General features: G+C 22.7%; 11 protein-coding genes. 10 read left to right on the top strand and 1 reads right to left on the bottom strand.

The window, feature by feature from the left end:
- Nucleotides 1–2 precede the first annotated feature (2 nt).
- The 9 genes from AACL15_RS02970 to AACL15_RS02930 all read left to right on the top strand — a co-directional run bounded on the left by AACL15_RS02970 (nucleotide 3) and on the right by AACL15_RS02930 (nucleotide 15,156).
- Nucleotides 3–4,376 carry an ABC transporter permease gene (locus tag AACL15_RS02970; RefSeq protein ID WP_339033322.1) on the top strand — a complete coding sequence of 1,458 codons (4,374 nt, stop codon included), beginning with the start codon at nucleotides 3–5 and terminating at the stop codon, nucleotides 4,374–4,376.
- Between the two features lie 203 nt (nucleotides 4,377–4,579).
- Nucleotides 4,580–4,927: a hypothetical protein gene (locus tag AACL15_RS02965; protein WP_339033321.1), complete on the top strand. Its 348-nt coding sequence runs from the start codon at nucleotides 4,580–4,582 to the stop codon at nucleotides 4,925–4,927.
- A gap of 923 nt (nucleotides 4,928–5,850) precedes the next feature.
- A complete protein-coding gene (locus tag AACL15_RS02960) occupies nucleotides 5,851–7,638 on the top strand; it encodes an ATP-binding cassette domain-containing protein (RefSeq protein ID WP_339033320.1) in 1,788 nt (595 codons plus the stop codon).
- A 148-nt stretch (nucleotides 7,639–7,786) separates the two neighbouring features.
- Complete coding sequence (msrA, locus tag AACL15_RS02955) at nucleotides 7,787–8,278, top strand: peptide-methionine (S)-S-oxide reductase MsrA (RefSeq protein ID WP_339033319.1); 492 nt, start codon at nucleotides 7,787–7,789, stop codon at nucleotides 8,276–8,278.
- A gap of 185 nt (nucleotides 8,279–8,463) precedes the next feature.
- A complete protein-coding gene (locus tag AACL15_RS02950; RefSeq protein ID WP_339033318.1) occupies nucleotides 8,464–9,249 on the top strand; it encodes a hypothetical protein in 786 nt (261 codons plus the stop codon).
- 175 nt (nucleotides 9,250–9,424) lie between these two features.
- Nucleotides 9,425–10,294 carry a Pr6Pr family membrane protein gene (locus AACL15_RS02945; protein WP_339033317.1) on the top strand — a complete coding sequence of 290 codons (870 nt, stop codon included), beginning with the start codon at nucleotides 9,425–9,427 and terminating at the stop codon, nucleotides 10,292–10,294.
- A complete protein-coding gene (locus AACL15_RS02940) occupies nucleotides 10,275–11,150 on the top strand; it encodes a hypothetical protein (RefSeq protein WP_339033316.1) in 876 nt (291 codons plus the stop codon). Before AACL15_RS02945 ends, AACL15_RS02940 begins: the two co-directional genes overlap by 20 nt.
- Before the next feature lie 134 nt (nucleotides 11,151–11,284).
- Nucleotides 11,285–12,106, top strand: a complete 822-nt coding sequence (locus tag AACL15_RS02935) for a hypothetical protein (protein WP_339033315.1) — start codon at nucleotides 11,285–11,287, stop codon at nucleotides 12,104–12,106.
- Between the two features lie 392 nt (nucleotides 12,107–12,498).
- A complete protein-coding gene (locus AACL15_RS02930; RefSeq protein ID WP_339033314.1) occupies nucleotides 12,499–15,156 on the top strand; it encodes a valine--tRNA ligase in 2,658 nt (885 codons plus the stop codon).
- 26 nt (nucleotides 15,157–15,182) lie between these two features.
- Here AACL15_RS02930 and AACL15_RS02925 read toward each other — a convergent pair whose 3' ends face one another.
- The gene (locus AACL15_RS02925; protein WP_339033313.1) at nucleotides 15,183–15,821 is read right to left on the bottom strand and encodes a hypothetical protein; all 639 of its coding nucleotides are present in this window, start codon (nucleotides 15,819–15,821) and stop codon (nucleotides 15,183–15,185) included.
- A gap of 132 nt (nucleotides 15,822–15,953) precedes the next feature.
- Here AACL15_RS02925 and AACL15_RS02920 point away from each other — a divergent pair, with 132 nt between their 5' ends.
- Nucleotides 15,954–16,490, top strand: a complete 537-nt coding sequence (locus AACL15_RS02920; protein WP_339033312.1) for a hypothetical protein — start codon at nucleotides 15,954–15,956, stop codon at nucleotides 16,488–16,490.
- Nucleotides 16,491–16,645 lie beyond the last annotated feature (155 nt).

Raw genomic sequence — 16,645 nt, 5'->3', positions numbered from 1 at the left:
ATATGAAAGGAATTAGGCTTTTACTAAAGAATTCTTTTAAGTCCGCTAAAAAAAATAAGTCGCAAATTATTGGTTTATCACTTTTAGTTATGCTAGTATCTTTAGTTATATCTGTATTAGGAGCAACTTCAACAAGAGTTTCAGGAGCTTATAATCAGTTAAGGTCACAATCAAATTTAAGAGATTATATTGTAGATATCAATATAAACGATAAAATATTAAACCCAGATGAAAATGCTAAAGATATTAAACAATGGCAAACTCATGAGCAACTTGTTAAAGATGATATACTTTATCAACAATATATTATGAATCAAATAGCACTTAAATATAATTTAGATGTATCATTTACTGAATCTAGGTTAATATCGGGTTTATATGGCAAAAAGGGTGATATTAGAGTTAAAGTTATCTCAAAAATAAATTCTGATATAAATAATGGTGTTGATAAACTTGTAGTTTCTAAGGGTCGAAAATTCAATGAGGGTAAAAAAGAAGTTGTTATTGGTGAATCTTATGCTAAGAAAAATGGAATTAAAGTTGGCGATATTATTAGAATAAATCCAGATAAATATGGAATGGATTTATTAATTAAAAATACTATGGGTAATTCATTAGAGATAAAACAACTTAATAAAGATTTAGAAAATATGACGGACGCTCAAACATTTTTAAATAGTAATAATTATCAAAATCAATTATGATTTGAAGTTGTTGGTATTGGAGCTTCAGTAGATTTTACAACGCCAATTATGGATCAAACAACAATAATTCCAAATATGAATAACGAAGTTTTAATATATATAGATCCATCATGAATGGGATATAAAAGTTATTCATACACTTTTACAGAAATTAATTATAGTCAGTTAATGCAAAAAAATCAGGTACAAAAAAATATGGCACCATATATTGCTTCAAATGCAAAAGTAGTTGTAACTTCTGAAAAAGATAGAGAGGCATATATTTCTATTAAATCATCAATTCAAAGAGATAATGATTTTTTAAATATTTTAGAAGAAGAATATAAAACTTGAGCCAATATAAAAATAAAGGATAAATATATATATGATTCAAATGATTCCCTATATAAATTTTATTCAAGAATCACAACTTTTAATTCTATTATGGCTGGATATAATGGAATGGCAACTGCTTTAATAATAATTATTGTCACTATTGCTGGATTTACAACAATTTTAACTACTAAAAAGCAAGTTGAATTACAAAGTAGACAAATTGGTTGTTTAAAATCATTAGGTTATAAAAAACGTCAAATTGTTAATAATTTTATTGCAATTCCATTAATTGTTTCAATTCTTGGTGCTTTAATGGGTTATATTATTTCTATTTTTATTGAAAGTTTAATAATAAATATTTTTTCAAACTACTTTAATATAGCATTTTTAAAATTTCAATTTAATATATTTTCTTTTGCAACTAGTATTATAGCTTTATGAATTGGACTTACATTATTGTCATTTATAATTGGTTATTGAACTATTAGATTACCTGCATTAATTCTTTTAAATGGGGGAAATGATAAAATAATTAATAAATTTTCAATGAGTATAAAATCACTATTTTCAAAAAGAAAGTTTAATCCAAGATTAAGAGCGGCTTTACTTACAACTTCTTTAGGAAAATTAATAGGAGTTAGTGCTACAATGCTTTTATCAGCAACTTTGCTTACAACAACTATTGTGGCACCAAAAGTTATGAGAGATAATATGACAGCTACTTTTAATGGAATGAATTATGAAAATATGGTTGAATATAGTCAACCCATTGCAAATAACCCATGATCTTTTCAAAGGACATATAATCCAAATTGAGATAGTGAAAAAGAGGGTTGAGGTCAATATAAAGATGAATTATTAATAAGAAATAGTGGAAGTGGAAGTGGAATTGGAGGATTTAATAAACCTAAAGGATTTACAAAAGGTTGAACAGCATATCCAACTATTGATGGTTATGACCCTATTGCAAATAAAAATACCAAAATAATAAATTGACAAAAAGTTTATTCAGATCTTCTAGAAGGTAAAATAAGTCCTTATTACTATACATATGATATAGCTAAGGATGATAAATTCTTTTGAACTGAGTTATCATATTCAAATTGAAAAAATATGTCAACAAAATTACTTCAAAACTTAGATAAAGCAAATGTATCTGGTCCACTTGGAGATCTTGCTCTATCACAATTGCATGCTCAATGACCAGACTATACAAAGTTAATTGGTAATATAAAAAATTTAAGTGAGTCATCATCAGCAGAAGATTTGCAAAATTATTCAATATTAATGCTACAAATTTATAGTAAGTATATTAATGGATTAAAACTCACTTATAATGAAGGAATAATTGATAGAAATCAACCTAATGAATTCTTTATAAATTCAACAAAAGCAGAAAAAAAATTAAATTCTGTTTTTAAAAGTAAGAAAATAAAAAAATATTGAAACTCAAATAAAGAGATAAAAAATATTATGAAAATTGATGAACAGTATACTGCTGACTTTACAATTAATTGAAATGATAAGTTTATAACTCCATTAGAAATTAATGAGAATGAGATTCGTTCAACAACAGATGAAGAACAACTAAAAGAATTAAATAAGGCCTTGACGCTATGATTTGGTTCTAGTATGGATGGAAGAATGGGATTAGCTATTTTACAAACTGGTTATACAAGGTCACCATATTTTGTTCAAGAATATATTAAAACAGCAATTGAAAGTAATCAAAATTATAATATTACTTTTAATTTAGTTCCTTATGATAATAACAAAGATGAAATTGGAACTATGCTTAATACAAATTTTTTATCTAAGAATGGTAAGCTAGAAAAAGCAAAAATTTTTGGTATTGAATCGGATACAAATCTCGTTTCATTAAAAAATAAGAGAGGTAAAGATTTAACTAATACATTATTTAATAATGATAATAATTTAGTTCCTTTAATTATTAATGAAAGCTTTTATAAGAAAACAAATAAAAAAATAGGAGATAGTATCTCCTTAGAAGTATTGAAAGATTTACTTTCATTAGAGGGCAATGATAAAGAATTAACTTTAAAGAATGATATAAAATATGGGCATAATTTATTAGAAAATAATAAATTGGACTTTTCTAAGGAATTTAGAACACAATCAACGTATGGTTATTATACCAATGGGGGTATATATGCAAATAATTTATCAAATTTAGCTAGTGATGATGGGGTTAATTCATCAACAATTGGGGATATAAAAATAGCTGCTCCTTATGCTGATAAAGCTACAAATCCAATTGAAGTTTATGAAAAATATAAAGATGGAACTCTTAAAATAAATTCAAAATATTATGATACTCAATTTATAATTACAGGTGTTCAAAATGGATATGGTCAGCCACAAGGTTGAATTTCAAATGAAAATGCTAATAAAATAATGCAATATGATCAAGTTAAAAAATATAACTTTGAAAATTGATTTGCAAGAGAATATCCTAAAGGAAACCCTTTATATCAATTAGAAGAATTTTCAAAGAAAAATGAAAAAAATATTGATGGAGCAACATTGGAGGAATTTATTCAGGAAGTGTATCAACATAATAAAACATATGAAGATTTTATAAATAATGTACAAAGTAGTGAAATTGGTTCAAGTTGAAGAAATATGAATCAACTTTATGAAAATTTATATCCTATTTTTAACTATAAATATAGTTATGATAATAATATTGTTGATTTAACTCAAGGATTTTCAGTATCTTCAAAAATTGGAGATTTTAGTTCAGTTGGGCTAAGCGGTAGTTTTGAAACCATTAATGTTCCTTGTTTAGGAGAAGATTTAATTTTTAATTATCAAAATGAGTGCACAATAGTTAATCCAGAAAAATTTAATCAAGGTTATGGAATAGGGACATTATCAACAATGTTACCAAAGGAGCAAACTAGACAAATATTAAGTCAAGTTACTGATCTTATAAACTTAGTTATGATATTCTTTATAATAATTGCTATAATTGTTTCTACAACAATTATTCTTTTAACAACAAGTCTAATTATTTTTGAAAATAAACAATTTATTGCAACAATGAAAACCTTGGGATATTCAAATTCTTATGTTGTGAGACAAATTTTAGGAATGTATATTGCACCAATTTTAATTATGTATGTTATTGGTTTTATAACAGGATGGTATATCTTTGCAATAATATCTGATTTCTTAGCTTTAAATACAGCATGGGTTTTACCAGTCAATTTCTCACTGTGATTACCATTTAGTGTATTTGCTGTTATTGCAACAATTTATATAGTAACTTTTGCAATTGGATGAATAAATATACAAAAGATAAATCCATTAGAAGCTTTAAAAGATAAAAACTAAATATTTATTTTAAAAATACAAGACTTTTTACTAGAAAATATTGTATTTTTTTAGTTTCTTTTAATAAATAATAATTAAATCTTTTTTATCTTTTTAAAAGAATAATAATTGATAGTTTTTACTCCAATTTTTATAGAAAATATTTTAATTTATCTAAATCAATAGTTTATAATTATAAAAGATACCAATAAATAGGAGACAAAATGGAAAATAGAATCAAAAATATTAAACAGGGTGTCTATAAAGTTGCATTATGCTCAGCTATTATTTTTTTAGTTTCTTTAGTACTAACATCAGTTTTTATAACTTTATTAGTAATTACTTTAATGCAAAAAGTATCTTGACTATGACTAAGTCTAGCAATAGTAACTTCTTTGATTGCTGGATTTACATTAATTGCAACTATTTGTGGATTAACTTTTCTTAAATCAAATAAAAATTGAGTAGAAATAGAGAAGGTAACAAAAAAATCTTTTTTGGACTGAGGTTTATTCTACTTTGCCTATTCTAATAAAATAGATAAATTTTCTGAAAAAAAAGAAGAAAATTAATAAAAACATTCTAGTAGTTATGCTTTTAATTAAGTATTTTTTTGAAAAGTATAAGTTTATATAGGATTTAATTTATTGAAAGTTATATATTTTATTTTTAAAATTTAATGACTTATTTTTTTAATAAATAGTTAAAATAAATTATTAAATTTTAAAATTTTTTATAATAAAATACACCCATAAATGTGATATAGTTAATTTTAAAAGAAGGCGAATGTATTGAAAATTTTAAGAAGCTATTTAAGATTGAACTCATTTTTAATTTTGTTATCAACTTTTTTTTGTTTTGCTTTTATTTATTTGAATGATGAAATAATAAAATTAGTTTTAAGTATTTTTATAGTAATTTTAGCTTCATATATTTTCTTGAATTTTCAAGTTAGATTATGAGTTATTAACAGAAGTAATTATAATGCTCTATTAAATGACCAAGTAAATTATGATAGCATTAAAGTCACTATAAAAGAGTTAACTTTAATTCTTATTAATGTCTATTTTTTAATAAACATTGTTTCAAATATTTGTGTTTCAAATATTGACCTTAATTTTAGAAATATACTTTTACCAATAATAATTTCTTTTTCTTTATTTTTATATATTTTTATTAAAATAGAAATGTTTAAATTTTATATTATAAAAGAAAAGGTTTTTAGCATTAATATAAAAATCTTTAAGTTTATCATGAAAATTTTGGTAAGTATTATAAGTTTTGCAAGAAAAGTATTTTTAGCGATCAAAAAACTATATTTTAAGATAAAAAACTTGTTTATTTTGAAGTTAAAAATAAAAATAGGGTGAGAAAATTACCATAAACATTGAAATGAGAAATTAGCTATGATTAAAATTGCTTATGAGGACAGTTATTAGTCATTTTAATTTTTAAAATTAAGTTAAGTAAAAAATATAAAAAGAGGAGGACTTTTATGTCTAATAATGCAATTATTGTAAAAGATTTAAATAAAAAATTTAAATCAGGTTATGGAATTTTCGATATTAATTTTAGTGTAGAGTATGGTAAAGTTTTTGGTTATTTAGGACCAAATGGAGCTGGAAAATCAACAACTATTAGAAGTTTAATGGGATTTATCAGATCTGATTCAGGAACTTCAAATGTTTATTTAGAAAATCATGCTAATTTTAAAGATGATCAAACTTTAGTTCAAGATTTAGTTCAATATGATTCATGAACTGATGCTAATAAAATTCAAAGAAATTTAGGATATGTTCCAGGAGAAATAGCTTTTCCAATTCAAATGACAGGAATTGATCTTTTAAAACAAGTTTTTAAATTAAGAAATATGACTAACTGAGATGATGTTAGAAAATATATTGATTATTGAGAATTTAATCCAAATATGAAAATAAAAAAAATGTCTAAAGGGATGAAACAAAAGGTTGCTTTAGTAATTGCTTGAATGCACAATCCAGATATTATTGTACTAGATGAGCCAACAAGTGGATTAGATCCTTTAATGCAAGAAAAATTTGTTAAACTAGTTCAAAAATCAAAAGAAGAAGGCAAAGCGATTATTTTATCTTCACACATCTTTTCAGAAATTGAAAGAACTTGTGATTATGTTTCAATTATTAAACGTGGAAAAATTATTTCAACTATTAATATTAAAGACATTCAATATAATGATGAAAAAACTTATGAAATTAAATTTAAAGATAAAGTAATTAAAAGCGATGTAGAATCATCAAAATGAACTATTAAAAGTTTCAATGATAATACTTTGTTTGCAGTTGTTGATAATAAAAATATCAATGACTTTATTATCAAAATGGGAAAAAATAAATTAGAATTTATTAAAGAACATCCATTAAATTTAGAACAATATTTTATGAAATATTATCAAAATGAAATTGAAACTGATGTAGCAGATTCATTAGATAATATAATTTTGAAATCTTCAACAAAAGAAAGAGCGATTTCTTTTGAGCTAATTAAAGATACTATGAGAAAGACTCTTGGATTATGATTATTTTCAACTCTAATACCAGTTATTTTAATTATTGTAGCGTTTTCTATAATGATTAATGATAGTTCAATTAAGGAAATGATTGCTCAAGGAAATGAAAGCTGAACTAAATTATTAACACAAGCAACAGTAGGATTAGTGGTTAGTTCAACGGGAATTACATATTCATTAATGTTAGTTTATTTATTAACAAGTGGTAATTCAATTGTTGCTGGAGAAGTTGATAAAGGGACTATGGTTAATTTATTAACAACTAATCAATCAAGAAAAAGTGTAATTTTAACAAAAGGTGGGACTTTTATTTTCTCATTATTTATGAGTATCTTTATTCAATTTTTAACAACTATTATAACAATTTCAGCTTTAGGAAAAGGTGGAGAAATTAATTTTGGATTATTTGCAATGTATTTTTTTGGTTTATTTTTAATGTTATATGTAATTAGTTCAATTGCATTTATGTCAAGTTGTTATTTCAATAAATCTGCAGCTTCATTATCTGTAGCTGCAGGAATTAGTATTATCTTTTATGTACTTTATTTTGCAAGTCAAATTTCACCTTCGGTAGAATTTTTAAAATACTTCTCATTAAATACTTTATTTAAAATTGAATTTACTAGTGTAAGTGAAGTTTCAAAGTATTTAGGTGAATATATTGCTTTAGCAGTTATTGGAACTGGATTATATATTGCTTCATATTTTACTTTTACAAAAAAAGATTTACCATTATAAAATTAAATCATTATTTTAAATCATTATTTTTAAAATAATGATTTTTTTATAAAACAAATTCAAATAAAAAACTTGCTTTTTATAAAGTAATTGCTAGACTTAATAATAATAATAATAATAATAATAATAAGTAAGGAGATCAAATAATATGAAAACAATATACTTAGCTGGGGGATGCTTTTGAGGAGTTCAAGCTTATTTTGATTTAATTAAGGGTGTAACAAAAACAAAAGTAGGTTATTGTCAAGGAGAAATTCAAAATCCAACTTATGAACAAGTTTGTTCAGGAAAAACAAATCATGCAGAAGCAATTTTATTGGAATATGATAAAAATCAAGTAACTTTGGAAAAGATACTTGAAAAGTATTTTAAAATAATTAATCCATATTCTTTAAATAAACAAGGAAATGATGTAGGGACTCAATATAGAGTTGGGATTTATTGAGATAATGAAGAAGATTTTAAAATAATTCAACAATTTTTAGAAAAAAAACAAAGCGAAAGTGAAGAAAAAATAGTTGTTGAGAATGAAAAAATAAAAAACTTTTTTGATGCAGAAGCATATCATCAAAACTATCTAGAAAAAAATCCCTTTGGTTATTGTCATATTGATCTTTCATTAGCTTATGAAGATGATTAAATTGCTAAAAAATTCATTATAAATTCACTGTGTATAATTAAATTTTATGATAATATTTAATTAATAATTAAGAACCACATTTTTTTATTTAATTCATATCACAAGAATGGATTAAAAAATTGGTTTTTTTAGTGTATAATAATATTATTAAAAGTAATAAGATTGAAGATTTTGGAGGAATAATTATGTACTACATATTAGTAAAAGATGGAATATTTTTTGTTGTTAGTCCTGATATGACAGAAGTTAATCGTTTTTATAATTATGATGAAGCTCAGGATTTTTGTAATAATTTAAATTTAATGAATAATCGTTCCAATAGTATTTCTAATCCAAATTTTGGCATTAGAAATAATAGTACAACAGAGTTTGGAACTTCTGAATTTGTACCATTTTCAGGAATCAATAAAATAAAACCTAATAATACTCCACTAGTAAATTATGGAGAAATAGTTTTTAATTATGGAGAAGATATGACACAAGATCATAATAACTTAATGCATAATAATAAACATCAAAATCCAAATGACTTTATAGTAAATAAACCAAATAATTGTAATCATCATGGAAATAATCAAAGTTTAAGATGTGAAAATTGTGAAAATCCTAATTTTATTGATTACAATAATTCATTAAATATGGATTATGGAACAAAACATATTGAAGAACCAAAAAGATTAAGTTTTGAAGAGCAGAAACTTAAAGAATTAGAGATAAGAGAAAAATTGGAGAGATTAAAAGCTCTAGAAAAACAACAAAAGAACAAAAAACAAAAAGTTATAATTCAACAGGCTCCAACACCAATTCCAGCTCCAACACCAATTCCAGAAACTGCTGTACCAAAAAAAGTTTTAAGAGAAGAGAAAAAAAAGAAAAAGAAAAAAATAAAGGAAAATAGAAATGTTTCTGATAGTGATGAGTTTTTAACAACTGATGACATAAGAAACTTTATAACAAAATTGAAAAAGTAGTAAATATAATTTTATTAAACATCTAAATTAAACATAACAGTCACGAGTTAAACTTGATATTGTTAGTATTTATAGGTGTTTTTTATTTGAATATTAGAACTATAAATAAGTATAAAATAGTGTTTTTTTTATTAAATAGTCTATAATTTCTTTATATATTGAAAAGAGTGAAAAAATGTTTATTACTAAAAAAAATTTAAAGGACTGAAAAATCTGATATAAATTAGCAATTTCTTTATTAATAATTGGTTTTATTTTACAGGCATTAATTCGAGGAATTATAAATATTGGTGATTCAGTCTATAAAATAGATGGTCAAGAATTTAAAAAATGAGCTGTTTATATAGGAGATAAAAATTCAAATGAGCCAGCAAAATTTGTTGGTTATGATTATCAAGGATATATTATTAACTATTTTAGTTTTTTTACAATTCAATCAAATATACTTGTAGCAATTTGATTTATGGTATCATTTTTTAATCATAATAAAGAAAGCAAAACTAAATTTTTATCAAGATCTATTTCTTTATGTGTTGTAACTTATATTACAATTACAGGTTTAATTTTTAATGGAATGCTTCTTCCACAAGTATTATTAACTGAAACTGATTTAATTTTAACTCCATTTTGATGAGTTGAACAGATGGTATTACACACAATTGTGCCAATAGCTACAATTGTTTATTACTTATTATTAATGAAACAACAATTAAATTTTAACTTCAAAGAATTTGTGAAAAAGGATTTTACAGTAATGTGTATTTATCCAATTATCTATTTAATTTGCTCTTTAGTTAGAGGAGAATTAATTTATAGAAGTGTAGGTTCTGATGCTATATTAGCAAGTAAAAAAGGTGCATATCCATACTTTTTCTTGGAAATTCATAATAAACAAGTTTCTGGATTAAGTGGAATTGCTTGAATGTTTATAGCTATAATAGCTATTCTTACAATAATAATTGGTTTGGGTAGTCTTTACCTATTTGTTGCTTCAAAAATTAATAATTATAAAGGGGAAATTAATAATGAGGAATCAAAAAAATAGTCTTAATTTACTTAAAAAACATAATAAAATAATTAGAAGTTTTTTTAAAACAAATTTAATTAGTTTATTTGCTTTTATTTTTGATCAAGCTATTTTTTCAATAACTTTGATTTTATTTATTACAAATTTATTTATTAAAGAGCAAGTGGATTTATTGTCATATTCAATTGTTGGAGGAAGTATTTACTTACTGTTAAAGTTTACTTATATCAATTGATTTTCAAAATCTAAGTTTTTTCAATTAATTTGCTTATTTGACTATAATCTGAAGTTAGAAAATCATAAATTCAAGGCTCAAAGAAGTATTGAATTTACACCAATCTGATTTTGAATTTATATAATCTTTTCAAATTTTATAACAGTAATATTTATAAATTATGAATTAAGTTCTATCTTGAGTGATAAAAAGCTTTTAACAGCTATATTGGAATCAATGTTAAATGTAATGTTACTTCCATCATTTTTAAACTCATTTCAAAAATTAACTCAATCTAATAATGATGTTGATGCAAAATATAAAAATTTAATTAAAACCCAGTATTTTTCAAATGAATCTCTATTCAAAGATGCAAAATTTTCTGAAAACTATTTAAATGTGATTTTCAAAAAAAATGATTTAACTTCTAAAAATGGTTTATTCATTTTTAGTAATAAAAAAGATTTAACTAATAACGAAATTTTGGAAATTAAGAAAATAAATGACAAAATTCTAGAAAATTACACTACAATTTGAAGTAATTATTATGAATTGCTTGAAGAAAGTTCAATGCTTGAGTTTTCAAGAAAAAAGGCAAAAAACTTATTTTGAATTGAAAGAGTCTATGATCATATATTCTTAGATTTCTTAGATATTTAAGAAATCTTAATATTTTTTTTGATATTTTAAATAAAAATAGATTTTACTTTTTCATAAAACAAAAATAATTTAAAATTAAAAGTTTGATTTATTCATTAAAAAGTCCTATAATATTTAAAAGGAGAATGAAATTAATGAAATTAAAGAGTATTTACAAAAAAATTGATTGAAATAATATAATAGTATATTCAGCAATAATAGCTCTTTTTGCAGTTTTTTTATTTATTCCTTCTGTTGATAATTTAAGATTTAATTATGTTAATTCAACAATTTTAATTATGCTTAAGTTATTTTTAGGAACAATTTCAATTGTTTCAATATTATGAAAATTTTTTAATGATTATGATGAATTTATGTCAACAATTGATTTTAAAAAGATGTCAGCGATATCATTTAAAAAAATCTTAATTAAAAAAAATTTCTTCGCTTTTTTAAAAATATTTGTCTTAGTTTCACCTTTAATAGTTTTTACAATTATTCAAGGAATGAATTTAGAAACAAATATTAATAGTATTAATAATTTACCAGTTAGTATATTTAATGAAATGGGACCATTATTTAATGTTCCAAAAAGCGTATTGTATTCATCAATTGATTTAATTATTAAAATTAATAAAGAAATATCATTTGGATTATCTTTAATTTTTATAGCTTCAATTTTTTCACTATTTGCTCTAACATTTGTTTATATTGCTTATTGAATTTCAATGAATAAGATATTAAAAAGCATTAATAGTACTTTTACTAAAATTCTTAAAACTTTAAAAAATGAAGAAATTGAAAATTCAAATGAAAATTTAGCTAAAATAATTATTGAATTAGAGTTAAAAGAAAAAGCAATTCAATATGAAAGAATTTTGAATTTATATAATTTATTAGAAAATAAAGAATCTAAATTATTAAAAACAATTAAAAAATCCATTAATGAGCCAGAATTCTTAACTTTAACTATTTAAAATATTTAGTTAAAACAAGTGAAGATATTCAATACGATATGAAGCAAAAATTTATGAATGAAATAATTTAAATAATAAATCACAATTAGTGTCGGAGTTTTTTGTGATTGAATAGCATTTTTATGCTATTTTTTTATTTGCTTTGATATAATAAAAATGTAAGAACTTATAAGGAGTAAATAAAAAGTAATTTGCAGAGATCTAGTGTATGGTGTGAACTAGAATTTACTATTATTGAAGGTTGTATAAGTTATAAAATTACATATAAGAGTGGGTTGCTTTAGAACAATCAATTAGGATGGTACCGCGTGTTATTTTAAATGGCTCGTTCCTATTTTTTAGTAATTAATAATTATTAAAAAATAGGTTTTTTTAATTGAAAAGGAGAAAATATGAAAAAAATAGATAAAAAATATAATCATAAAGAAGTTGAAAAAAATAAATATAGTAAATGACTTGAAGAAAAATTCTTTAAGCCAAAAATTAAGTCTAAAAAACCAGCTTATTCAATTGTTATACCTCCTCCAAATGTAACTGGAAAGTTGCACTTAGGTCATGCTTGAGATGGTTCATTACAAGATTTATTAATAAGATTCAAAAAATTAAATGGTTTTGACACTGTTTGAATACCTGGAATGGATCATGCTGGAATAGCTACTCAAGCAAAAGTTGAAGAGCGATTGAGAGAACAAGGAATTTTAAGAAATGATTTAGGTAGAGAAAAATTTATTGAAAAGGTTTGAGAATGAAAAGAAGAGTATGCTTCAACTATTAGAGAGCAATGAGCAAAATTAGGATTAAGTTTAGATTATTCTAAAGAAAAATTTACATATTCAGAAGAATTAAATCAGATTGTAAATTATGTTTTTGTAAAAATGTATGAAGATAAATTAATTTATAAAGGGAAACGAATTATAAATTGAGATCCTAAACAAAAAACAGCACTTTCTAATATTGAAGTTATTTATAAAGAAACTAAAGGAACAATGTATTATTTTAAATATTTTTTAAGTGATAATAAGAAAGACTTCTTAGAAGTAGCTACAACACGCCCAGAAACAATGTTTGGAGATGTTTGTTTAATTGTAAATCCAAAAGATGAAAGATATAGCAAATATATTGGAAAAACAGTTATAAACCCCTCAAATAGGGTTTTGATACCCATTATAAGCGACAAATATGTAGAAATTGAGTTTGGAACAGGGGTAATGAAATGTACGCCAGCACATGACCCTAATGACTTTGAATTAGGTCTAAAGCATAATTTAAAGCAAATAGTTGTTATGAATGAAGACGCAACTATGAATGAATTAGCAAATGAGTTTAAAGGGATGGATCGTTTTGAAGCAAGAAAAAAATTGGTTGAAAAATTAACAAAGGAAGAGACTTTCATTAAAAAAGAAGATATTGTTCATCAAGTTGGTTATTCAGAAAGAAGTAATGCAATTGTTGAACCTTTCATCTCTGATCAATGATTTGTAAAAATGAAACCCTTAGCAAAACAAGTTTTAGATTTACAAAATTCAAAAGAAGCAATTAATTTTTATCCAAATCGTTTTAATGAAACATTAAATAAATGAATGGAAAGTACTTATGATTGAACTATTTCACGTCAATTATGATGGGGTCATCAAATTCCAGCTTGATATCATAAAAAAACAAAAGAAGTCTTTGTAGGTATATATCCTCCAAAGGATATAGAAAATTGAGAACGTGATCCAGATGTTTTAGATACATGATTTTCAAGTGCATTTTGACCATTTGCAACAATGAATTGAAATCAAAAAAAACAATCAGAAATGATGAAAAAATATTTTCCAGTGTCAACAATGGTAACAGGTTATGATATTATTTTCTTTTGAGTAGCAAGAATGATTTTTCAAAGCTTAGAGTTTACGAAGTCAAAACCTTTTAAAGATGTTTTAATTCATGGTTTAATTCGAGATGAACAGGGAAGAAAAATGTCTAAATCTTTAGGTAATGGTGTTGATCCAATGGAAGTTATTGAAAAATATGGAGCTGATTCATTAAGATATTTCTTATTAACTAATTCAAGTCCTGGTCAAGATTTAAGATATAGTGAGGAAAAATTAACTAGTACTTGAAATTTTATTAATAAAATTTGAAATGCTTCAAGATATGTAACGTTAAATCTTAAAAAAATCCCTACTAATCAAAAATTTAAAAATTTATTATTAAAATCTAACAAAAGTAATAATGAAATTGATTTTTGAATTTTAAATCGATTGAGTGAAACAAAAAAAATGGTGAAAGAAGCAATTGATAAATATGAATTTACAATTGCTGGAAAACTTCTATATAATTTTATTTGAGATGATTATTGTTCATGATATATTGAACTTTCAAAAGCTCAAATTAGTGAAAATAATCTATTAAATAAACAAGAAAAGGAATTTAGTCAATCAACATTAGGTTATGTTTTTAAAAATATTTTAATTATGTTACATCCATTTATGCCTTTTGTTAGTGAAGAAATATATCAATCATTTGAGTTGAAATCTTCAATTTTAAAAGAAAGCTGATTAGAAGAAAATTATCAATTTGAGATTTCAAATATTAATCATATTTTTGAAATAGTAACTAATTTAAGAGAATTTAGAGCTATTCAAAATATTAAAAATTCTATTTCTCTAGATATTCATTTAAACTTGAAGAAGTCAAACTTTAAATTAGAAATGGAAAAAGAAATTAATTATATTAATCTCTTTGTTAAAAAAATAGTTAATTGTAAATTAAATATTAATAATATGCAAAAAAAAGATCTAACTTCAATTGCTATTAAAGACTATTTTTTAGAGATTGCAAATGAAGATTTTTTTGATAAAGATAAAGTAATTGAAGAAACTGAGGATAAAATTTCTGAACTTTTACAAGAAATTAAAAGAAGTGAGAAAATGTTAGCAAATGAGAACTTTTTAAAAAGAGCTGCAGTAGATAAAGTTTTAGTTGAAAAAGAAAAGTATGAGAATTATAAAAAACAACATAAATTATTAATTGAAAAATTAAGAGAATTAAAAATTAAAAATTAAAAAAATGAAGAATATTCTTCATTTTTTTAATCGCTTACTGCATTTGATAACTTAAAGATTCATAATATAGTTAAGATAATATCTGGTTCTGATTTTGATAAAAAATTTAAAATTTCCATAGTCTGATTAATTTTCTCTTGATTTGTTATTTCTTCTATAAAAACGTGAAATATATTATTATATATTTTATTATAGTTATTAAAAATATCATTTATTTTTTTATCTTTAAAGTTAGATAAAAAGTCCATCTCAGTATCAGGAATTTTATTTAAGCTAATTTGTTTTTTAAACTTAGTAATCTTTAAGGGAATAGAGTTAGTCTTAAGATTTTTTAAATGAGTTTTTATATGTTTTTTGTATCTATTATAAATAGAGTTAATAAGTTTTTTATTTTCAATTAAAAAGCTTAGAAAATATAAAATTTTATTTAAATCATTTTCTATTAAGTCAATATCGCTAGATTTTTTCTCACTATTATTTAAATAGTTATTCATTTCTTTTAAAAGATTTTTATTAAAAGTGAAAAAGTACTTTTCCTTAAATTCTCTATAAAAATCTTTATAATCATCTTTCCTATAAATTCATATTGATATAAAAGTTGCCAATATTAAACTAATTATTCCAGTAATTAATGAAATAATATCAACTAAAGTAAATTGAAACATTTGTAATTTTCCCCCATAATTAATAAAATTTTATCATTTATAAAGTTATTTTTAACAATAATAAAAGTGTGTTTATTATTGTATATTTATATTTTTTTTGATTTTATATCGATATAAATATTTGAGGTGTTTATGAAAAAAATAAAGTTTATTTTGTTACTTTTACTTTCAATAATGGTTGGTATTAGTGCTTTATTAATAACTAATCTAAAACAGTCAGAAAAAATTGAAATTATTGAAAAAAATGAAAGTTATATATATTTAAAAGTTAAATATGATATTACTTTAGAAGACAAAAATATATTACCTGTTAAAATAAAAAATGATTTAAATATAAATGAATCTAAAGAATTTTTGGAAATAAGCAATTTATATTATTTGAGTAATATATTTGAAATTGATTTTAATAATAACTTACAGAAAAATAACACAATTGTGTTTTATCCAAAAGATCATATTAAAGTTATTAAAACCAGTAGATTTGAAGTGGATAGTGATTTTTTTTATACAAGAGGTGTTAGTGAAAATGTTTCTAAAAAGAGTAGTAAAATTCTTTTAGATATAAATAATTCCTATGATGATTGCATGAAACAGCTGAAAAAAATATATGTAGGAAGTAACTTTAATACACAGTTTTATGCTAAAGCAATTCCAAAATTGATCTATTAGAAAGAATTACTTATTTCGAACTTTTTTAGTTATGTTTTTAATATCTTTAAGTAGGGATATAGAAAATATTTATATATGTATTAGTATCTATTCAATTTGCTGTCTTTCTTTTGTTTGAAAAATAAATAAATCTTATCCTTATTTAATTATTATTA

The organism is Spiroplasma endosymbiont of Cantharis rufa (assembly GCF_964019665.1).
Classification (GTDB): domain Bacteria; phylum Bacillota_I; class Bacilli_A; order Mycoplasmatales; family Mycoplasmataceae; genus Spiroplasma_A.
This window is presented reverse-complemented; position numbering and strand designations above follow the sequence as displayed.